Source organism: Paraferrimonas haliotis (genome assembly GCF_002282895.1).
Taxonomy (GTDB): Bacteria; Pseudomonadota; Gammaproteobacteria; order Enterobacterales; family Shewanellaceae; genus Paraferrimonas; species Paraferrimonas haliotis.
In genome coordinates this window covers 67,741-88,593 of record NZ_NRRB01000003.1, presented here as the reverse complement: position 1 = coordinate 88,593, position 20,853 = coordinate 67,741, and the positions used below count along the sequence as shown (strand labels likewise).

23 protein-coding genes are annotated in these 20,853 nt (G+C 47.9%); 13 read left to right on the top strand and 10 right to left on the bottom strand.

The features are described 5' to 3' along the window. Positions 1 to 4: 4 nt before the first annotated feature. Positions 5 to 901, bottom strand: coding sequence for a LysR family transcriptional regulator ArgP (locus CLC91_RS07085; protein ID WP_095498233.1), 897 nt, complete (start codon positions 899 to 901; stop codon positions 5 to 7). Positions 902 to 1,009: 108 nt separating this feature from the next. On the opposite strand from CLC91_RS07085, the gene CLC91_RS07080 reads away from it, so the two are divergent. Both CLC91_RS07080 and bcp read left to right on the top strand, forming a co-directional pair. After that, the gene (locus CLC91_RS07080) at positions 1,010 to 1,636 is read left to right on the top strand and encodes a LysE/ArgO family amino acid transporter (protein ID WP_095498232.1); all 627 of its coding nucleotides are present in this window, start codon (positions 1,010 to 1,012) and stop codon (positions 1,634 to 1,636) included. Between the two features lie 110 nt (positions 1,637 to 1,746). After that, positions 1,747 to 2,217 (top strand): thioredoxin-dependent thiol peroxidase, encoded by a 471-nt coding sequence (gene bcp / locus CLC91_RS07075; RefSeq protein WP_408634217.1) that lies wholly within the window; start codon positions 1,747 to 1,749, stop codon positions 2,215 to 2,217. 12 nt (positions 2,218 to 2,229) lie between these two features. On the opposite strand, the gene CLC91_RS07070 is transcribed toward bcp, so the two are convergent. After that, the gene (locus CLC91_RS07070; protein WP_095498231.1) at positions 2,230 to 2,754 is read right to left on the bottom strand and encodes a glycine cleavage system protein R; all 525 of its coding nucleotides are present in this window, start codon (positions 2,752 to 2,754) and stop codon (positions 2,230 to 2,232) included. A gap of 136 nt (positions 2,755 to 2,890) precedes the next feature. Between CLC91_RS07070 and dapA the strand changes: the two genes are divergently transcribed. The 6 genes from dapA to CLC91_RS07040 all read left to right on the top strand — a co-directional run bounded on the left by dapA (position 2,891) and on the right by CLC91_RS07040 (position 10,674). Beyond that, positions 2,891 to 3,775: a 4-hydroxy-tetrahydrodipicolinate synthase gene (gene dapA, locus CLC91_RS07065; protein WP_095498230.1), complete on the top strand. Its 885-nt coding sequence runs from the start codon at positions 2,891 to 2,893 to the stop codon at positions 3,773 to 3,775. Next, complete coding sequence (bamC, locus tag CLC91_RS07060) at positions 3,775 to 4,875, top strand: outer membrane protein assembly factor BamC (protein ID WP_095498229.1); 1,101 nt, start codon at positions 3,775 to 3,777, stop codon at positions 4,873 to 4,875. The genes dapA and bamC overlap by 1 nt, the downstream gene beginning before the upstream one ends. Positions 4,876 to 5,026: 151 nt before the next feature. Continuing rightward, positions 5,027 to 6,094 carry an efflux RND transporter periplasmic adaptor subunit gene (locus CLC91_RS07055; RefSeq protein WP_095498228.1) on the top strand — a complete coding sequence of 356 codons (1,068 nt, stop codon included), beginning with the start codon at positions 5,027 to 5,029 and terminating at the stop codon, positions 6,092 to 6,094. Positions 6,095 to 6,100: 6 nt separating this feature from the next. Beyond that, on the top strand, positions 6,101 to 9,190 hold the full coding sequence (locus CLC91_RS07050) for an efflux RND transporter permease subunit (RefSeq protein ID WP_095500200.1): 3,090 nt from the start codon (positions 6,101 to 6,103) through the stop codon (positions 9,188 to 9,190). Positions 9,191 to 9,312: 122 nt separating this feature from the next. Further along, positions 9,313 to 10,227, top strand: a complete 915-nt coding sequence (locus tag CLC91_RS07045; protein WP_095498226.1) for a LysR family transcriptional regulator — start codon at positions 9,313 to 9,315, stop codon at positions 10,225 to 10,227. Between the two features lie 3 nt (positions 10,228 to 10,230). Then, the gene (locus tag CLC91_RS07040) at positions 10,231 to 10,674 is read left to right on the top strand and encodes a DUF4019 domain-containing protein (protein ID WP_095498225.1); all 444 of its coding nucleotides are present in this window, start codon (positions 10,231 to 10,233) and stop codon (positions 10,672 to 10,674) included. A 52-nt stretch (positions 10,675 to 10,726) separates the two neighbouring features. Here the strand turns inward: CLC91_RS07040 and CLC91_RS15110 are convergent, their stop codons facing one another. From CLC91_RS15110 to CLC91_RS07010, 6 genes are all read right to left on the bottom strand, one after another. Beyond that, entirely contained in the window at positions 10,727 to 10,900 is a 174-nt protein-coding gene (locus CLC91_RS15110; RefSeq protein ID WP_095498572.1) for a DUF2897 family protein, read from the bottom strand. Positions 10,901 to 10,909: 9 nt separating this feature from the next. Continuing rightward, positions 10,910 to 11,647, bottom strand: coding sequence for a 3-deoxy-manno-octulosonate cytidylyltransferase (kdsB, locus tag CLC91_RS07030; protein WP_095500199.1), 738 nt, complete (start codon positions 11,645 to 11,647; stop codon positions 10,910 to 10,912). Positions 11,648 to 11,650: 3 nt separating this feature from the next. Next, the gene (gene can / locus CLC91_RS07025) at positions 11,651 to 12,277 is read right to left on the bottom strand and encodes a carbonate dehydratase (protein ID WP_095500198.1); all 627 of its coding nucleotides are present in this window, start codon (positions 12,275 to 12,277) and stop codon (positions 11,651 to 11,653) included. 73 nt (positions 12,278 to 12,350) lie between these two features. After that, complete coding sequence (locus CLC91_RS07020; RefSeq protein ID WP_233132592.1) at positions 12,351 to 13,025, bottom strand: M15 family metallopeptidase; 675 nt, start codon at positions 13,023 to 13,025, stop codon at positions 12,351 to 12,353. Further along, complete coding sequence (gene dapE / locus CLC91_RS07015; RefSeq protein ID WP_095498222.1) at positions 13,019 to 14,149, bottom strand: succinyl-diaminopimelate desuccinylase; 1,131 nt, start codon at positions 14,147 to 14,149, stop codon at positions 13,019 to 13,021. Before dapE ends, CLC91_RS07020 begins: the two co-directional genes overlap by 7 nt. Beyond that, on the bottom strand, positions 14,146 to 14,493 hold the full coding sequence (locus CLC91_RS07010) for a Spx/MgsR family RNA polymerase-binding regulatory protein (protein WP_095498221.1): 348 nt from the start codon (positions 14,491 to 14,493) through the stop codon (positions 14,146 to 14,148). The genes dapE and CLC91_RS07010 overlap by 4 nt, the downstream gene beginning before the upstream one ends. Before the next feature lie 212 nt (positions 14,494 to 14,705). On the opposite strand from CLC91_RS07010, the gene CLC91_RS07005 reads away from it, so the two are divergent. The 5 genes from CLC91_RS07005 to CLC91_RS06985 are packed head-to-tail and all read left to right on the top strand — an operon-like array spanning position 14,706 to position 19,292. Further along, on the top strand, positions 14,706 to 15,473 hold the full coding sequence (locus CLC91_RS07005; RefSeq protein ID WP_095498220.1) for a glycosyltransferase family 2 protein: 768 nt from the start codon (positions 14,706 to 14,708) through the stop codon (positions 15,471 to 15,473). Beyond that, positions 15,470 to 15,751, top strand: a complete 282-nt coding sequence (locus CLC91_RS07000) for a lipid-A-disaccharide synthase N-terminal domain-containing protein (RefSeq protein ID WP_095498219.1) — start codon at positions 15,470 to 15,472, stop codon at positions 15,749 to 15,751. The genes CLC91_RS07005 and CLC91_RS07000 overlap by 4 nt, the downstream gene beginning before the upstream one ends. A gap of 9 nt (positions 15,752 to 15,760) precedes the next feature. Further along, positions 15,761 to 17,488: an ArnT family glycosyltransferase gene (locus CLC91_RS06995; protein ID WP_095500197.1), complete on the top strand. Its 1,728-nt coding sequence runs from the start codon at positions 15,761 to 15,763 to the stop codon at positions 17,486 to 17,488. A 13-nt stretch (positions 17,489 to 17,501) separates the two neighbouring features. Beyond that, on the top strand, positions 17,502 to 18,512 hold the full coding sequence (locus CLC91_RS06990; protein WP_095500196.1) for an NAD-dependent epimerase: 1,011 nt from the start codon (positions 17,502 to 17,504) through the stop codon (positions 18,510 to 18,512). A gap of 57 nt (positions 18,513 to 18,569) precedes the next feature. Continuing rightward, complete coding sequence (locus CLC91_RS06985; RefSeq protein WP_095498216.1) at positions 18,570 to 19,292, top strand: YebC/PmpR family DNA-binding transcriptional regulator; 723 nt, start codon at positions 18,570 to 18,572, stop codon at positions 19,290 to 19,292. A gap of 29 nt (positions 19,293 to 19,321) precedes the next feature. Here the strand turns inward: CLC91_RS06985 and CLC91_RS06980 are convergent, their stop codons facing one another. Then, on the bottom strand, positions 19,322 to 19,726 hold the full coding sequence (locus CLC91_RS06980; protein WP_095500301.1) for an ACT domain-containing protein: 405 nt from the start codon (positions 19,724 to 19,726) through the stop codon (positions 19,322 to 19,324). Between the two features lie 145 nt (positions 19,727 to 19,871). Next, positions 19,872 to 20,840: a cysteine synthase A gene (gene cysK / locus CLC91_RS06975; protein ID WP_095498215.1), complete on the bottom strand. Its 969-nt coding sequence runs from the start codon at positions 20,838 to 20,840 to the stop codon at positions 19,872 to 19,874. Between the last annotated feature and the right edge of the window lie 13 nt (positions 20,841 to 20,853).

Here is a 20,853-nt window from a genome sequence, read left to right as displayed (position 1 = left end):
ATTGTTACATTTGTTGTAATAAATGCCTACGAGCGCTGGCAGCAAGAGCCCTATAAATCAGAGTGGTTTGTGGGGCTTTTATGTTCCAGTGCTGCCAATACAAGGGCACCAGCATGGTTTTTTCTGGTTCAAGTTCCAGTAATCGGTGTTGTTGCAGCAGGGGAGTGGATTGCAATTTGCTCACCAAGCCGTAGCCAAAGCCATTCACTATTAATTCTAAAAAGCTCTCAGACGAAGGAATGCGATGGTAATTCCATTGCCCCGGTGGCATTTTGTGATGCTGCCATAGGTATTTATGATGTAATTCGTCGCGCTCGTTAAAGAGTACGGCTGGTGCTTTTTGAATGGCGGCTTGCGTCATGCCGTCGCTAAAATACTTGTCTTTGAAGGCGCGGCTGCACACGCAGGTGTATTCCATGGTGCCTAAATAGTCGCTGCGACAACCGGGCAGCGCGTGTGACTCAGTGGTCACGCAACCAATCACTTTGCCGTCTTTTAACAGTTTATGAGTTCGTGCCTCATCGTCTACTACCAGCTCCAATAGCCAGTCTCTGCGCTCAAACAATTGATTCAAACTGGGCATAAACCAGGTCGCCAAGGAGTCGGCATTAACCGCGATTTGAATTTTGTTGTTGGCCGTCGAGAGCTCGTCGCCGCGCTCGCGAGACAATTCTGCTTCTAGTAAGCTCACTTGCTGAAAATGGCGTAACAATCGGTTACCCGCGGCTGTGGTCTCTATGGGGTTAGAGCGCACTAACAAAGCCTCACCCATGCGCTCTTCTAATTGCTTTACTCGCTGAGAGACTGCGGACTGGCTTATAAACAGCACCTTGGCAGCGCGCTCAAAGCCGCCTTCTTGGATGACGGTTGCTAAGGCTTGCAGCCCTCGATAATCAATCATATTTAATAAGTTTTACTTATACCGTATCTAAAATATTAGTTTTACTTAATCTGTAAAGCAACCTAATCTGTCGCCTAAATTAGCACACAGTTTGGAGTTGAGGTCGTCATGGCAGTGGCATTTGTACAAGGTATGGGTATTGGAGCTAGCTTAATTATGGCTGTTGGAGCACAAAATGCGTTTGTGTTGAAGCAGGGCATTAAGCGCAATCACTCAATGCCAATTGCGATGTTGTGCAGCTTAATTGACGCCATCATGATCACCGCCGGTGTAATGGGCATGGGGCAACTGATCATGAATTTCCCAGCATTAGCACACGCCGCCAGTTTCGGCGGTGCAGCGTTTTTGTTTTGGTATGGTTTTAACGCTTTGCGAGCCTCCTTTAAGCCACAGGCCATTGATACCGACTCAAGCAAAGCGGCGGATTCCCTCAAAAAGGCGGTTTTAACCACCCTTGCCATCAGCTTGCTTAACCCGCATTTGTACTTGGATACCGTAGTGCTATTGGGTTCCATAAGTACTCAATTTCATGCCGATGATCGCGCTTGGTTTGGCGCAGGTGCGGTATTGGCGTCCTTTGTTTGGTTTTTTACCTTAAGCTATGGCTCCCGCTACTTAGCTCCGGTGTTTACCAACCCTAAGGCATGGGCGTATTTAGATCGATTTATTTTCGTCACCATGTGGGCCATCGCCTTTGCGATTTTGTCTCCCTATATAAAGATGTTGTTTAGCTAGTTAAGCTATTTTGGCGAACTCATAGCGGTTCGCTTTTTTTTGACTTTTTTTCAAAGAAAGTTGACGTTAGACTCAAGCTAACCTCAATCACAATAATAATGAGTCAACGAATGATTAAACCAATACAAGCGGGCGCTCGTGCTCCACAATTCAGCCTTCCTGATCAAAATGGCGAACAAGTAGCGCTTGCAGACTACTTAGGTCAAAAAGTGCTGGTGTATTTCTACCCAAAAGCCTCTACCCCTGGATGCACAGTACAAGCCTGCGCGTTACGTGATGCTCGTGATGAACTTGCTGAAAAAAATGTCAAAGTGATTGGAATAAGCCCAGATCCAACCAAACGATTAAAGAACTTTGAAACCAAGCAATCACTCAACTTTTCATTAGTCGGTGATGAAGACCATCAAGTGTGCGAAGCCTTTGGAATCTGGGGTGAAAAGAAATTTATGGGAAAAGTTTACGATGGTGTGCATCGCATTAGTTTTCTCATTAACGAGAAAGGGATGGTGGAGAAGGTTTTCGATAAGTTTAAAACCAAGGACCACCATCAGGTTGTGCTGGATTATCTCAACGGTAACTAACAGCCGTGTTGGTTATTGCTCGCTCACATCTAGCAGAGTTATCTGGCAGGTTAAACTTAAGCTTGTTGCTAACTCTTCTAGCTGTTGCGAAAGCTTATTACTGTCTGCTTGTGGTGGCAGATTTAAGCTAAAGTGCAGTTCTTGTTGGCCGTTTTTAAGCGCCAGTGATCGTAACCCTGATAATTCCAGCTCTTGTTCAGCAAAAAACTGAGTCAGTTCGCTCATGGTGCCTAAGCGGTCTGGCCCTTTTAGGCTGATTTCCATTTTAGCGGTAAAGTCTTGAGCCGTGTGTTCGGTAGTGCGCTTGATGACGGTATGAAACTCTAATTCCACCCCAAGGGCCGGCAAGGCACTTTCAATTCGCGTAATGGCTCCCCAATCACCACTGAGCATAAGGCTCAAGGTTAATTCTTTGCCATATAAGGCCATGCGACTGTCGACAATATTGCAATCGCAATCGCTGGCTAACCGAGTAAAACGATTAACAATTCCTGGGCGGTCGGCACCGACGGCGGTCACCACCAAAAACTCAGTCATAATGTTTCTCTTTTGAGCATAATTTCTAGCGTGGGCACATGCTACCATAAAAAGCGAACATGAGATCGTTTATACCCTTGTGTTTGATAAATTCGCTAAGTAACATTATGGCTCCAAAACTCCCCGAGGAAAAAAGATGTTAAAGGGTAGCATCGTAGCGTTAATTACGCCTATGTTGGCAGACGGTCGTGTCGATTATGATGCGCTAGAAAGACTGGTTGAATTTCATATTAATGCCGGAACTACGGCAATCGTTGCGGTAGGCACCACAGGCGAGTCGGCCACCTTACCGCTAGCACAGCACGTCGAGGTGGTGGCAAAAGTGGTTCAATTCGCCGTCGGGCGAATAAAAGTGATTGGCGGAAATGGCGCTAATGCAACCGAAGAAGCGGTGGAGCTCACCAAAGCCTTGAATCCGCTAGGTTTAGACGCCATGTTAAGCGTAACACCGTACTACAACAAACCCTCTCCTCAAGGGCTTGTTTTGCACTATAAAGCCATAGCCGCGGCCAGCGATGTTGGCCAGATTCTATATAATGTGCCCGGGCGCACAGCCGTCGATATGTTGCCGGATACGGTTGCCGAGTTGGCGACGGTGGATAACATCATTGGTATCAAAGAAGCCACCGGTGACGTTTCTCGAGTGGGTAAATTGCGTAAATACTGCCCATCGGACTTTTTATTGTTTAGTGGCGACGACGCTACTGCTAAAGAATTTATACTGCGCGGTGGCGACGGGGTAATTTCGGTTGTGAATAATATCCTACCCAAACTGTTCCAAGAAATGTGTCAGGCTGCACTTAAGGGTGATGCGGAACGCGCCAGTGAACTAAATGAACCCATGATAGGTCTATATAAAGCATTGTTTGTGGAAGCCAATCCCATTCCAGTCAAGTGGGCAGCTCACCAAATGAAATTGATGGATTGCGGTGTATTACGATTGCCGCTGACAGAATTACAACAACAAAATCATCAACAGGTCCTTGCCGCCATGCGTCAGGCAGGAATTGAGGTTAATTAATGATCAAGCAGGTAACTACCGCTTTAGCGCTCACGCTTTTAGTCAGTGCATGTTCTACGCCCATTGAACGTCGCCAAATCAGCGGTTCCGATAAGTATTTAGAAGCTAAGGAATCACAACGTCTAGTGGTTCCCGCGCCGTTAAAGGAACCCCAGTACAGTAGCGAATTTGATATTCCACCCCTGTCAGAAGAAGCCAAGTCGACCCCGAAAGGTAAAGACCTTGATATTCGTCCGCCATTGCAAGTTATCGCATCGGCAGAAGGTACTCACGTCGAGTCGGGCGTTGATAACGTGAAAGTCACCATCGAGGCGGTTGGGCGCAAAGACCTGAAAGAGGAAGTCTATAAAGCCATTAGCGACTACCTTGAGCAAAATGATGTGGCTACCGTAACCAGCAACATTGATAGCGGCATTATCGAAACCGATTGGGTCGAAAACCGAGAAGAATTCCGTAAACGCTGGATAGGCAGTAACGACGAATACGTTTTGCGTCAGCGTTACCGTTTTTCAATTGACGTAAGTCCCCACGGTCGCACCGGCTCGGTCACCATTGACTTAGTGGAACATGAAGAGTCTATTGATGGCGTTGATGAGATACCGGCACTGACTTCGGAAGACAAACGCCGTTACACAATTGATGTATTAAACGATGCCGTCGCCTTTTTAAGTGCTCGTCGAGCCTTAGATGCGAAAGCAGAAGCCATTCGCAATAGCCTTGGCATCAGTATCGATATGATAGCCAATGCCGATGGCGATAAAGTATGGATTGCTGAAGCGGATTACATGCGCACATGGGAACGTTTAGCGGTAGTACTTCCTGAGTTGGGCTTTGACATTGAAGACAGAGACCGAAATAACGGTATTTACTACGCTCGTACCGGTGAAGGTGAGGGCTTCTGGCAGAGCATGTTCGGCGCTGAGACCATGCCTTTGGAAGACGGGTTATATCGATTCAAGTTAAGCGATACTGACGACAGCAAGAAAACTCAAATTCAGCTGTTTGACGCCACCGACAACAAGCTTGATAACGAAACCATGGATGAGATTTATCAGTTCTTCTCAGACGTCATGGGTGAAGACCGAAACAGCCGTCGCTAGACGCTACCATCACCTTAAAACCGCAGCCTTGTCTGCGGTTTTTTTATGGCCAAAATTGACGAATTCAACATAATTGTAAACCTTTGTAATATCTATTGCGTAACAACCTCGAATTAGTAAACTTAAGCCACTTATTGTAGGCGTGAACACCATGAAAAAAATAATAATTCTGCTTGTAATTGGTGCCGCGGCAGTAGCTGCGTACCTTAATGTTAGTTCTGATGAGGCGGCTCCTGCTAAAGGTAAGCGAGGCCCATCGGTTGTGAGTGTTGTTGTAACGCCCGTTGCCTCTCAGGTACTTCAAGATCGCGTTGAAGCGTTGGGCACGGCTAAAGCAAAAGAGTCGGTAACCATCACCTCTAAGGTGACCGAGAAAGTGGATTCACTGGCGTTCGACGATGGCGACATGGTGGCTAAAGGTCAGTTGCTGCTAACGTTACGTCAAGATGAACAACAAGCGATGGTGAAAGAAGCCAAGATTCAATTGGCGGACCACATTCGAGAATTTCAACGCATCGATTCTTTGGTGACCAACCAAACCATTGCTGAGCTTGAGCGAGACCGATTGCAAACCCTCATTGACACCGCCCGCGCTAAACTTAGTCAAGCGCAAGCCGAATTATCAGAGCGCTCCATTAAGGCGCCTTTTGCTGGCCGTTTGGGCTTGCGTCAAGTGTCGTTGGGAAGTTTGGTGTCCACAGGCCAAAGCATTACCAACTTAGATGACATCAGCATCATTAAACTTGACTTCTCGGTACCGGAGCGTTTTCTTGGCGATCTACAACCGGGTAAAAAAGTCGAAGCCACCACAGTCGCATACCCAGACGATGTGTTTCATGGCATTGTGCGCTCTATTGAAAGCCGCATTGACCCCGTGACTCGGGCAGTGATGATCCGTGCTGAAATTAACAATGAAGACGGACGCTTATTACCCGGTATGTTAATGAAAGTTCGCTTGATTAATGCCGAGCATCAAACCTTAGTAGTGCCGGAATCTGCAATCATTCCTAATCAAGCCGACCATTTCGTATACCTAGTGGATGACTCGGGAATGGTTACTCGTCAACAGGTTAAAATTGGCATACGACAGCGGGGTGTCGTGGAGTTGGTCGACGGTGTTGAAGAAGGCCAACAGGTGGTCATTCGTGGCGCCATGAAGGTGCGCATGGGGCAAAAAGTCAATGCCACTCAATCCGAAGCTTGGATTACTAAGGAATAAGCGGCCATGATATTAACGGATTTATCGGTTAAGCGACCGGTATTCGCTTCGGTACTCAGTTTATTATTGATTGCTTTTGGTTTGGTGGCCTTTGACCGCTTACCGCTAAGAGAATACCCCAGTATCGATCCACCGGTGGTATCCATTGATACCAATTACCGAGGTGCCTCAGCGTCAGTGGTGGAAAGTCGAATTACCCAACTCATTGAAAATCGAGTGTCTGGTGTTGAGGGCATCCGCCACATTTCATCGTCTTCAAGAGACGGTCGTTCAGACATCACCCTAGAGTTCCAAGTGGGGCGTGACATTGACGCCGCGGCTAATGACATTCGTGACCGCATCTCTGGGTTGCTTGATAATTTGCCGGAAGAAGCGGATCCACCAGAGGTGCAAAAAGCCAACAGTGGCGACGAAGTGATCATGTGGTTGAACTTAGTGTCTGATCGCATGGACACCTTGCAATTAACCGATTACGCCCGCCGTTACCTGGTTGATCGCATGTCGGTGCAAGACGGTGTATCGACCATTCGTGTGGGTGGCGGTAAAGTTTATTCGATGAGAATTTGGATTGACCGCCAAGCACTGGCCTCTCGGAATTTAACGGTAACGGATGTGGAAGCGGCGCTTCGCAGCGAAAACGTTGAATTGCCCGCCGGTTCAATTGAGTCCAAAGAGCGACATTTCAGTGTTCGGGTGCAACGCTCCTTTGCAACGGAACAAGACTTTTCCAAATTGGTACTGGCTGAAGGTGATGACGGATACCTAGTGAAGCTTGGGGATGTGGCCAGAGTCGAAATCGCCTCGGAAGAGAGTCGCATCATGTTCCGCGGCAATGGCGAGAACATGATTGGACTTGGGGTGGCCAAGCAATCCACCGCAAATACGCTGGATGTGGGACGCGCCATTAACGCCATGGTGGATGAAATAAATCCAACCTTGCCTGCGGGAATGGAAATCAAGCGCTCATACGACTCTACCGTTTTCATTGAAGCTTCGGTTAAAGAGGTGTATCAAACCCTGTTTATCGCCATGAGCATGGTGATATTAGTGATATTCCTATTCTTAGGTAACGTGCGCGCTATGTTAGTACCGGCGCTGACGGTACCAGTGTCGCTAATGGGTACCTTCATCGTGCTGTATGCGCTGGATTACTCCATTAACCTACTGACCTTGCTGGCTTTGATCCTTGCCATTGGTATGGTGGTTGATGATGCCATCGTTATGTTGGAGAACATTCACAGACGCATCGAAGAAGGGGAGTCGCCTCTTAAAGCCGCCTTCCTTGGCTCCAAAGAAGTCTCGTTCGCGATTATCGCCACCACTTTGGTGTTGGTGTCGGTGTTTATGCCCATTACCTTCTTAGAAGGCGACTTAGGTAAGTTGTTTAAAGAATTTGCGGTGGCTATGAGTGCCGCGGTGTTGTTCTCATCTTTTATTGCGCTGTCGCTCAGTCCAATGATGTGCTCAAAAGTCCTTAAGTCCCATGAAGAAGGTTGGTTAACTCGAGCCATCGATAAGGGCATGGACGGGCTTACTTACTGGTATGAGAAAGGCGTTCGCCGAGCGATTAAGCATCCATTTATTATGCTTGCGCTGATTGTAGCGGCGTTTGCCAGCTCCTTCTATTTAGCCAAAGAAGTGCCGCAAGAATTTGCGCCAAGAGAAGATCGTGGTTCCATGTTTGTGTTCGTTAACGGCCCTGAAGGTGGCAGTTACGAATACATCAAAGAGTATATGGACGAGGTGGAAGCTCGATTGATGCCATTGGTTGAAGCGGGTGAGATTAAACGTCTGTTAATTCGAGCACCACGAGGTTGGGGCGGTGCGGCTGACTTTTCTAACGGCATGGCGATTGTGGTGTTAGAAGACTGGTCGGTACGACGTCCCGCCAACGAAATCATTAACGACATACGCGGTCGGTTAGGTGACCTTGCCGGGGTGCGTGCCTTCCCAATGATGCGCCAAGCCTTTGGTCGCGGGGTTGGTAAGCCGGTGCAGTTTGTGATTGGTGGGCCAAGCTACGAGCAGTTGGTACAATGGCGCGACACCATGATGGAAAAAGCGCAGGATAACCCAGGCATTGTAGGACTGGACTTTGACTACAAAGAAACCAAGCCGCAGTTGCGGGTGGTCATAGATAAAGACAGGGCAGCATCGCTTGGGGTATCCATTAGCCACATAGGTCGAACTCTAGAGAGCATGTTGGGCTCGAAGGTGGTGACCACCTTTATGCGCAACGGTGAAGAGTATGACGTGATTGTGGAAGGTGAGCGTGATAACCAAAATACCGCTACCGACTTGGAAAACATTTACGTACGCTCTGACCGTACTAAACAACTGATTCCTTTATCTAACTTGGTGAGTGTCGAAGAGTTTGCCGATGCCAGTCGACTTAATCGTTATAATCGATTGCGCTCGATAACGCTTGAGGCAGACCTAGCCGACGACTATACCCTAGGCGAAGCACTGACCTACTTAAATAATCTGGCAGCCGAGCATTTACCTGCTGAGGCTATCATCAGTTACAAAGGCCAATCGTTGGATTATTACGAGTCTGGTAGCGATATCTATTTCGTATTCTTGCTGGCGTTAGTGGTGGTATTTTTGGTGTTAGCGGCGCAGTTTGAAAGCTTTGTTCACCCTCTGGTTATCATGTTAACCGTGCCACTGGCAACGCTTGGGGCATTGCTGGGACTGTGGCTAACAGGGCAAACGCTCAACATTTACTCGCAAATTGGCATCATTATGCTGGTTGGACTGGCAGCCAAAAACGGCATTTTAATTGTGGAGTTTGCTAACCAGTTGCGCGATAGAGGCCTGTCGTTTGATGACGCCATTGTAAAAGCCTCGTGTCAGCGCTTACGTCCAATTTTAATGACGGGCATTACCACTGCAGCAGGCGCCATTCCCTTGGTGTTAGCCTCTGGTGCGGGTGCTGAAACACGAATGGTTATTGGTGTCGTGGTGCTCACTGGTACTTTAGTATCCAGCTTCTTGACCTTATTCGTGATACCAGGAACCTATGGGCTTCTGGCAAGAGGTACCTCGTCTCCTGATGCTGTGGCTAAGCAATTGGAAAAAGAGTTAGCCAATTAGCTAAAACCTTTGCCCAAAAGAAGGCCGCTCATATGAGCGGCTTTTTGCTACTTGTTCCCGTTAGAATAAGCGTAGTAGACTGAGTTTATTCAAGATTAATAATAATTATTGCCAAGGGAATCATGATAGTTACTGCTGAGCGCATGCTCACTCTATTGGCCATCGTTGAGCAAGGCTCTTTTTCTCTTGCAGCTAAGCATTTAAACAAGTCAACGTCGGCGGTGAGTCAAGTGATTGCCCACCTTGAAACAGACCTTGGTATTGAATTGTTCCACCGCATCTCTGGTAAACCACCGGAATTAACCGACGCTGGACGGTCAATTTATCTGCATTGTTTAGAAATCATTCCTCGACTTGAATCACTAGAAACCAGAGCGTTAGCGTTTCAGCGAGGCCAAGAACGCACCCTTAGGATGGGCATTCATCCTTACGCCATGACGGCGAATGTGACTCAGTTACTGCAACAACTGGTTGAAACCTATCCCGCGGTGGAATTAAAGCTGCTGGATTCTGATGATTTCGACGTTGAGTCAGCTTTGGTCAAGCAGCAACTGGATATCATTATTCGACCCGCGCCGTATTCACAGCCAGCAGGGGTTGAATCGGCTGAGTGTGGTTCTCAACAATGGCGATTGGTGGCGAGCGCTCAACACCCGCTGGCGAGTGTACGCGGTGAGCTAACCAGGCTGGATCTCAATCAGTACATACAAATTATTGACGTTGCAGGTCATAGCGTTAATGAAGAATTACTGAAATCGATACGATTTGGCACCAATTTAATTAGTTGTGTAGACTTTAATCAGCGTTTGGCACTGCTTCGACAAGGGGTCGGCTATGCTGTGATGCCTGATCATGTAATTAACCCGCTGATTGACGCTGGGGAGCTGGTGGCGTTGCGCTGCGAATTCATTGATTTTAATACGGTTGTTTGGCCAGTTGAAGTGAGTTGGCTATCGTTAGGGCCCGCCGGTAGTTGGTTTGTTGAACAGCTTACCGAACTTCATCAACACGATCTTACAAACAAAAAGGATGATTAACCCATGGTTAAACAAAGTTTATTTGCCATAGTGTTCTTGGCAAGCTCCATAACTGCAATGTCAACAGCAACGGCAGAAACCATGCCGTTAGACCAACAGAGTGCGAACGTCATGGCGGAACAAGACGGTCGCAATTGGCTTGCGCTAGTGGATAGCCAACAATACGCAGCATCGTGGCAAAATGCAGCGGCGTTTTTCCAACAGGCTATAGACCAAGCTACCTGGGAGCAGTCGTTAGCACAGGTTCGCGAGCCTTTAGGAGAATTAATTGGTCGAGAAGTTAAGGCTTCAAAATTTGCCACCGAATTGCCAGGGGTTGCTGATGGTCAGTACATGATTTATCAATTCACAACCGAATACAGCAACAAAGCCAACGCCATAGAAACCTTGACCTTAGTGTTAGAGGACGATGGTGAGTGGCGAGTTATCGGCTACTACATTAACTAGTTATGAAAAAGACAGTCATTAAAAACGCCGCATGAAATAGCGGCGTTTTGCGTTAGGTTGGCCCGTTAGCGCTATTGTCTTCGCTGTCGGTATTTTTTTTGGGTTTCGGTTTCGGTTTACCAAACTGGGGCATCTTAAACTTGGCCGAGTACTTTAACACGGCTAAGTTACTGGCGATTACGCCAATTACCAAGACGATAATTAACGCTACTTCCCAATCCGACATCATACCAAGTTAACCTAACTGTAGCGTTTGTTCCGCTCGTTGCACATCGGAAGGAGTGTCGACTTCGGTGGAGTCGATGCCACTGATGGCAATGCGGATTTTATAGCCGTTTTCCAAGGCGCGCAGTTGCTCCAGTTTCTCCAAGCTTTCTAAGCGGCCCATGGGCAAATGAGCAAAGGTATTCACAAAGCCCGCGCTGTAGCCATAGATACCTAAATGCTTATACACAGGGAATTCGGCTTGATCACGGCCATGGGGAATGGTGGAACGGCTAAAGTACAGGGCATTGTGCTGGTTATCGAACACCACCTTAACTTGGTTAGGATCGGCAATTTGCTTGGCGTCGGTGATTTGAAAGGCAAGTGTGGCCATTTCAAACTCACCCGGATGATTTTTGAACAGCTCAATGAGTTGCTCTAAGGTGTTGGGATCCACCACCGGTTGATCGCCTTGCAAATTAATAATGATGTCTTCGTCGTTAAGGCCAATCCGTTGTGCCGCCTGATTGATGCGGTCGGTACCGCTGGGTAAGTCTGAATCCGTCATCACAGCAAACGCACCGGCGCTCTCAACCACGTCGGCAATGCGCTTGTCGTCGGTGGCCACGTAAATGGCATCGGCGCCTTTGGTCAGCTTAGCACGCTCAATTACTCGCTCAATCATGGGTTTGCCATTAATGAGTGTCAGTGGTTTGCCCGGGAATCGAGTGGAGCCAAAGCGCGCCGGGATCAGAATAACAGTTTTCATGGGTTAGTCCTTTGCACTACAGGCTCGCTGCCAATGCTCGCGTGAAACCGTAACGCCTAAGTCGTTTAAGATGCCATTATCAATGCCGTAAACTAAGCCGTGAACTTGAAACTCTTGGCCGCGGGCCCAGGCATCTTGAATAATGGTAGTATTGCAGACGTTGGCCACCTGTTCGATGACGTTGAGCTCACATAGGCGATTAAAGCGTTCATCTTCCGGTAACTTGTCCAAATCGCTTTGATGAATTCGAATTAGGTCCTTAATGTGGCCTAGCCAGTTATCAATCAAGCCAAATTTTTGATTGTCTAATGCCGCTTTTACGCCGCCACAACCGTAATGACCCACCACCATCACGTGTTTAACCTTAAGCACTTCCACTGCGTACTGAATCACGGATAGGCAATTTAAGTCAGTATGAATCACTAAATTGGCAATGTTGCGGTGGACAAACACTTCGCCAGGGGCTAAATCGATGATTTGGTTAGCTGGTACTCGAGAATCGGAGCAGCCGATCCATAAATACTCAGGAGATTGTTGTTGGGCAAGGGTTTCGAAAAATGCGGGGTCTTCGTTAATGGTACGTTGTGCCCAGTCTTTATTGTTGCCAAACAATTTTTCTATGGAAGCCATTTTTTAAGTCTCGTTGTTGTTTTGAAAATTATACGTTGTTCGATGACAGCCGTGTAGTAAAACTTATGTGTTATCACCAAGGTGGTTGATCCACTTGCAGAACATAGTGTTTACGTATGTGCTCAAGTTTTGCCAGCACTTCGTCTTGTAAGGTGATGTTTGCATCTTTGATGACCTTGTTAAGGGCGCTCAAATCGCAGCCATTTAAACATTGAGTGGCGATGGGCGCGTAACTGTAATGCCAAGGCTCAGGTTGCACCCCGTTACTTTGAGAGCGATAAGGTCGATAAAAACCGAAGTCCGCAGCATTTTGTTGTAACCATTCACTTAAGGGAAAACAAGGGCCACCTTGTTGGTACTCCCCAGCCACCATTTGTAACTCGCTGCGAGCAATCGCGGATGAGTCAAACAGGTCAACATCGGTTCCCCAGTGATGGCGAGAGGCCCCGGGAAGCGCCGACCAAATAAGAATCGCATCAACCAGCTGTGACTTAGATAACGAATCATAGTCAATGGGTTGATGTTGTTTGTCGCGCAGCACTCTTTGGCCGTTGGCTTTGGCGTTCCATATTGCCAGTTGGCTATCGAAGCTGCGATGAGCGGAAGCCACGGTTAAACGGATTCCATCGGCGAGCGCACGTTGTTGCATGCGATTAAGGCTTGCTAGGGCGTTGCCTTCTAACAGCAAATCCCCTTGGCGTTGCAGGTGGCTGTTGTCCAGCCCTAGCAATTGTTTAGCCGTTAGCACAACAGCTTCTCCAGCAGTCGCTGATAGACGTCTGTTAATACGTCTAAATCATCAACCTTAACGCATTCGTTAATCTTGTGAATGGTGGCATTAACCGGCCCCAGTTCAATAACCTGAGCACCGGTTGGTGCGATAAAACGACCGTCAGAGGTGCCGCCTGAGGTCTGTGGGTCGGTTGCATAGCCGGTAACTTCTTCGATGGCTTGTTTCGTGGCTTCCAACAATTCGCCGTTTGCGGTTAAAAAAGGGCTGCCGTTATAGGTCCATTGAATGTCATAATCCAGCTGGTGCTGATCAAGGGTTTGTGCAACCCGTTGGGTTAGCTCATCGGCGCTCACCTCGGTGCTGTATCGAAAGTTAAACTGTACATAACAGTCTCCCGGAACCACATTCGGTGCGCCGGTGCCAGCATGAATGTTCGCGATTTGAAAACTGGTGGGTGGAAAAAACTCGTTACCGCTGTCCCAATGTGTGGTAGCTAACTGCGCCAATGCTGGAGCCGCTTTATGAATGGGGTTGTCGGCTAAGTGAGGGTAGGCTACATGGCCTTGAATGCCTTTCACCGTGACCTCAGCCGTTAAACTGCCGCGACGACCGTTTTTAACGATATCCCCTAATTTATGGGTCGAGGAGGGTTCGCCAACCAAGGCCCAATCAATGCTTTCGTTGCGAGCTTGTAGGGTCTCGATGACTTTCACGGTACCGTTAATAAACGGGCCTTCTTCATCACTGGTGATCAAAAACGCAATAGAGCCTTTGTGCTGCGGGTGCTCGTTGACAAAGCGTTCGGTAGCAACCAGCATGGCCGCCAGTGAGCCTTTCATATCAGCTGCGCCCCGACCGTATAAATAACCATCGATGATTTCAGCATTAAAGGGGTCAGTTTTCCATTTTGATACATCACCGGTAGGCACCACGTCGGTGTGCCCAGCAAAGCAAAATACAGGCCCGTCATTACCTTTTCGAGCCCACATATTGGTGGTGTCATGAAACACCATAGACTCAATATCGAAACCTAGCGGCTTGAGTATGTCCGCCATCATGGTTTGACAACCGGCATCTTCAGGCGTCACCGAGCGGCGATTAATCAGCTCTATGGCTAATTGCGTGGTACGAGAAATCATGAGGCCATCCACGCATCGATTTGGGCTTGGTTGTAGCCCACTAAAATGCCTTTATCACCAACAATCACTGGGCGTTTCACCAATTTAGGATTCTCTAACAGAAGTTGTATGACTTTTTCTTCGTTAAGGTCTTGCTTGAGCTCATCTGGAAGTTGTCGATAGTTGGTTGAACGCTTGTTAAGCAAGGTCTGCCAATCGGTTAGCTGCAACCATTGATTAAGGATCTGTTGCGATAGCCCTTGCTTTACGAAATCGTGAAATTGATAGCTGTATTGGTTGTTATCGAACTGCTTTTGCGCTTTTTTCACCGAATCGCAGTTTTTGATTCCATAGAGGGTGGTCATTGCCGGTCCTTATTAGGTAAGTGGTCTATTATTGTTGCAAAGTGATCTAGGTCACTCAAGCGGTGGAACAAAATAATTTAAAGATTATTCGTGAACGCCGGCTTTTACAGCACAAGGGCTGGAATTGTGACACTTATTTGCGGTTGGATTAGCAAACCGAGTTAATTTACGGGATAATGCCCCGATTTTTTTATTTAATACAAAGGCGTTCCATGTCCGTAGAAGCTCCAAAGACGCACGAGGCTCAATCGTTGACTCTGTCGATTGTGATACCAGCCAAAAATGAAAGCGGAAACATTAAGCCGCTAATTGACGAAATTCGCAGTGCCTGTGACGATGGCATCGACTACGAATTGATTTATGTCGATGATGGCAGTACCGACAGTACCTTCGACGAGTTAAAAGCCATTCGTGATGACGGAATGGCTAATCTGCGCGTCATCCAGCATCAACAAAGCACAGGCCAAAGCACCGCAATCATTAGCGGCGCTCGCATTGCTCGCGGACAATGGCTGGTGGTATTGGATGCTGATGGCCAGAACGATCCTGCGGATATTCCGGGCATGTTAGCCAGTGTTCAAAACGCCCATGAGCAAAACCCGCAAGTGGTTGGCGTTATTGGCCATCGAGTAAACCGTCGCGACGACATTGTGAAACGAGTGTCTTCAAAAGTGGCCAATGGTTTTCGTGACATGATGCTTAGAGACGGCATCCCTGACACGGGTTGCGGCTTGAAAGCTGTTATCCGAGAGCGTTATATGGCCTTGCCGTATTTTAACCACATGCACCGTTACATTCCGACATTGATTCAAAGCCAAGGCTTCGAAATGATGGTGCACCCGGTGAATCACCGTCCACGTATGGCAGGCACCAGCAACTATGGCGTTTGGAATCGTTTGTGGGTTGGCTTAGTCGACGTTTTGGGCGTGGTTTGGCTAAAACGTCGAGCAAAAGTGATTAAGGTAAAACAAATTCTATGAGTAGTGCACAAATCTGGCTAGCGGTTGGCATGCTTGGGCAAGCCTTATTCTCGGCCCGTTTTATTGTTCAATGGATCGTGTCCGAGCGTAATCGTCGTAGCATTATTCCCCATGCGTTTTGGTATTTCTCGTTAGCGGGCTCTGCGGTGCTATTAGCTTATGCAATTCATCGTCAAGATCCGGTATTCATTGTGGGTCAGTCCGCTGGAGCCGTGGTTTATATACGTAACTTATGGTTGATTAGAAAAGAGGCTGGCTTAACCGGCAAGCAGGATTAAGAGAGCAGGATGCAAACAGGTCAATTCAAAGATTCGCCGCTAGCGAAAGAATTTTTCGCACCACAAAATTTCTGGGTGCTAATGCTCATTGCCTTGGTCGTTCTTGGAGCGGGTCTAGGCTTGCGGGATCCATGGCCAGCCGATGAACCTCGATTTGCCCAAATCGCCCGACAAATGGTGGAGTCTGGACAATGGCTATTCCCGTTTAGAGGGGGAGAGATCTATCCGGATAAACCGCCGATGCTGATGTGGTTTATTGGCGCTTGGTATTGGTTAACCGGCTCACTGAAAGTGTCGTTTCTGTTGCCATCCTTGCTTTCGGGTCTAGGTGTCGTGGCGTTAATCTACGATTTAGGGCGACGCTTGTGGAATCAACAAACCGGTTTTCAAGCTGGACTGCTGTTGATCTTTATCGTGCAATTTACCTTGCAAACGAAAACCGCTCAAATTGACGCGCTGGTTACCTTTTTCATCATCTTAGGTGTTTATGGCTTTCTGCGTTTCTATTTAACGCAGGGCGGCTGGCGTTTTTATTACCTAGGCTGGTTTGCTGCTGGGCTTGGGGTGATAACCAAAGGGGTAGGCATATTGGCCTTGTTTGTGCCGCTAACCTTTGCCATTGCTAATATCACTCGAATTAGGGAGCTCGGGTTTACTAACTTACTGAAAACGCTGCTGGGGCCCGTGTGTTTGCTGTTGGCCTGCAGCATTTGGTTTGTGCCCATGTACCTAACGGTGGAAGCCAGTAATGACCCGGTGTTTCAAGCGTATCGCGATAACATTTTGTTCAAGCAAACCGGTGAGCGCTACGCTAACGCTTGGCATCATATTAAGCCGTTTTATTACTACCTTACCAACGTGATTCCGTTTTTCTGGTTGCCGGCTTCAATATTGCTTGTATTTGCTGTGAAGCCAATGGTGCAGTTGATAAAAGAGGGTGATAAGCGCTGGCTATTGATGGTGGGTTATTTACTGTTGTGCTTGGCGTTTTTCTCATACTCTCCGGGCAAACGCGGTGTCTACATGACGCCTCTTACACCAATACTGGCTTTGGCATTAGCACCTCTGTTGCCGTTAATTATGGCCAAGCTATGGCCATCTCGAGTGCTGAGCGGACTGAGCTACCTATTGGCGGTTATCCCGCTGATTGCGTTGGCCATTTTAATGGTTAACGAAAAGGCACAAGTGGCGGTGCAAGATTTGGCCGGTCCGCTTTGGCCTATGCTTACCTCTTGGGCGTTGTGCTGCTTGGTGGTGATCTTCTTACTGCGTAATCACAATGCCTTGTATCGAGTATACGCAGTGCTCGCTGTGGTTTGGGCGCATTATACTTTTGCCGGTTATCATTTAATTAATCCGGTTCGTACCCCCGAAGTGAGTATGAACGCTTTACAGACCTTACCCAAAGAAGCCGATGTGCTGGTGTTGGATTTTAGAGAGCAACACTTTTTGTTTGCTCAACGAGAAATTTTCCACTTCAGTTATAAAGTGGATCACAGCATTGAAGTGGAGGCAGCAGCACAGTGGATGAAACAAAAGCCTCAGCGTTATATTTTAGGTGGTCGCAAGCAATTAAGCCGCTGTTTTGACGACGCTCAGCTGCCCACCATTGAAAAACGTCACTCGAAAGAATGGGTGTTGGTATCTGAAGCCTTGTTGTTAGAAACGTGCAAAGCGCCCGAGTCGATGCCACCTGTGTACCACTTTGAAAACGTGATGCCTTATCGAGCACCTTAAGCAGCGATAGATTATGAACATATTGATTATTGGAGCCGCAGGCTTTATCGGATACCACCTCGCGACCAAACTGTTGGCGCAAGGGCATGAGGTTGTGGGTATTGATAACCTTAATGACTATTACGAGGTATCGTTAAAACAAGCTCGATTAGCGCAACTGCAAGGGCACGACAACTTTGTGTTTGAACGCATCGATTTGGCCGATGATGCCGCCATGGACAGCTTGTTTAAACGTTATCAATTTCAGCGTGTCGTCCACCTGGGTGCACAAGCTGGGGTGCGTTATTCGATCACCAACCCCAGAGCCTATACGCAAAGTAACGTTAACGGCACGCTGAATGTGCTTGAAGGATGTCGTCATCAACAGGTTGAGCATTTGGTGTACGCTTCGTCGTCATCGGTTTATGGCTTGAATACTCAAGTGCCATTTAGCGAAGAGCACGGAGTCGATCACCCTGTATCTTTGTACGCAGCCACGAAAAAGTCTAACGAAATGATGGCCCACAGCTACAGTCATTTGTATGGCTTAGCCACCACGGGTTTGCGCTTTTTTACCGTGTATGGACCTTGGGGTCGACCGGATATGGCGTACTTTAGCTTTACTAAGAAAATACTGGCCGGTGAGCCTATCGACGTCTTTAATGAAGGGCGTTTGAGCCGAGATTTTACCTACATTGATGACATTGTTGAGGGCATTTGTGCAACATTGGATTGCATACCTACCGTCTCGGCATCGGATTCACTTTCCAGCAACTTGGCTCCTGATGTATCATCAGCACCGTATCAGGTATTTAATATTGGTAACCATCAGCCGGTTCAGTTGCTGAGCTTTATCAATACCCTTGAAGACGCGCTGGGTAAGAAAGCGACGTTAAATATGAAACCTATGCAGCCAGGTGACGTGTATCAAACCTACGCTGCAACGGATAAGCTCGCCAAAGCCACCGGGTTTTCACCGAAAACCGAGTTGTCTTACGGGCTTAAGCAATTTGCTGATTGGTACCGAGAGTACTATCAAGTTTAACCATTGAGCGGCGACTCAATGAACACATTTTTATCGACTAATTGACGAGAAACTAAGATGGGTAGAGCGTTTCAAAACCGAAAAGAGTCCATGGCTAAAACCCAAGGGGCTAAGACCAAACTGTATTCCCGCTACGGCAAGGAAATCTACGTATGTGCTAAGAATGGCGGTTTTGACCCAGACGGCAATTTGGCTCTGCGTCGTATGATAGAAAAAGCCAAAAAAGACCAAGTGCCAGCGCACGTGATTGATCGAGCAATCGACAAGGCCAAAGGCGGTGGCGGCGAAGACTACTCAACGGCACGCTATGAAGGCTTTGGTCCTGGCGGCTGTATGGTTATCGTTGACTGTTTAACTGACAATAACAAGCGTACCTTTACCGAAGTAAGACAGTGCTTTGTAAAAAATGACGCTAAGCTTGGCGCGCCGGGTGCGGTTGCTCACATGTTTGATCATCAAGCGGTCTTCGTGTTCAACGGCGACGATGAAGAAGCCGTTCTTGAAGCCTTGATGATGGAAGACGTGGATGTTGCCGATATTGAGTGCGAAGCCGGTAAGATTACTGTGTTTGTTCCTCACACAGAATTCAATAAAGCCAGAACCGCGTTAACCGACGCAATCGCCGGGGTTGAGTTTGATGTGGAGGAGATTTCTTTTGTGCCTCAAAACATGCATCAGGTGAGCGGTGACGATGTGGCGGTTTTTGAAAAATTCATGGACATGCTAAACGATTGTGACGACGTTCAAGACGTTTATCACAACGCCGAAGTCGACCAATAAGCGAGCGTCGCTTTACAGAAAGCCAGTTATCAAGCCTCTTGATACTGGCTTTTTTTTGCGAGCACCTGATAGCCATTGGCTTTAAGGGCTTTGGTGGCATCGGCTAAGCGCTTCTTTTTGACCAATAGGTAGTCGGTATCAAAGGTGGATATGGCCAAAATGCTGATATTGACCTCGGCTAAGGTGGTGGACAAGCGAGCCATAATGCCCACCATGGAAAACCCCAGCGGCCCCAGTACTTCTAAACAGCACCAGCCGGCCTCTTGGGCATCGCTTGCTAGCGACAGGCTTGAGGGAACAACCACCGACAGTTCGTCTTGGGTTTTGCCAATAAAGTAAAACTCCTGTTCAAATATTTCAGCGTCGGGTCGATGGTTTTCATCGAAGCTATGAACGGTAAACTCATTATCAAGAACAGCTAGGGTTAACTGCACCATGGTTGCTCCTTAGAAGGGTTAGTCGACTGGGAAGTGCTCAGCTTGCTTAATAACTATAATGCAATAACGACTAAGGTGCGAAGGCGATTCGCTACATAAAAAAGCCGAGAACGAGTCTCGGCTAGTAGGGTGTTAATTGCGACTATTGAACCAACTCTTGGTCGGTAAACTCATCGGCAAATAGGGCACTGGTTAGGTAGCGCTCAGCAGACGATGGCAAGATAACCACGATGGTTTTGCCGGCATTCTCTGGCTTGCTGGCTAAACGGTTCGCCGCTACTACAGCGGCGCCAGAGGATATACCCGCTAAAATGCCTTCTTCTTTCATCAAGCGTTTGGCCATGGCCATGGCGTCTTCATTAGATACCTGCTCGGTAGCATCCACCAAATCCAAATCTAGGTTACCGGGAATAAAGCCAGCACCGATGCCTTGAATTTTATGAGGTCCCGGGGTGAGTTCCTGTCCCGCTTTGGCTTGGGTGATCACCGGAGAGTCTACAGGCTCTACCGCAACCGAGGTAATGGCTTTACCTTGCACTTCTTTGATGTATCGACTGACACCGGTAATGGTACCGCCGGTACCCACACCGGCAACGAAAATATCCACTTCACCGTCAGTGTCGTTCCAAATTTCTGGACCCGTGGTTTTAACGTGGATCTCTGGGTTGGCAGGATTATCAAACTGCTGCAGCAATACGTATTTATCCGGGTCTGAGTTTAAAATCTCTTCGGCGGCGGCAATGGCGCCTTTCATGCCTTTCGCGCCTTCGGTGAGCACCAACTCGGCACCTAGGGCTTTAAGCAACTTACGACGCTCAAGACTCATGGTGTTGGGCATGGTTAACGTAAGAGGGTAACCGCGAGCCGCTGCCACAAACGCCAGCGCAATACCGGTATTACCTGAGGTCGGCTCAATTAAGGCTTTACCAGGACCTAGAATACCTTGTTTCTCGGCTTCCCAGATCATGTTAGCACCAATGCGACACTTAACACTAAAACTTGGGTTGCGCGCTTCAATTTTGGCTAACACTCGACCTTCGCTTACGCGGTTTAGTTTCACCAGTGGGGTACTTCCAATTGACAACGAGTTGTCTTCAAAAATTTTGCTCATGTCCGGCTCCTTA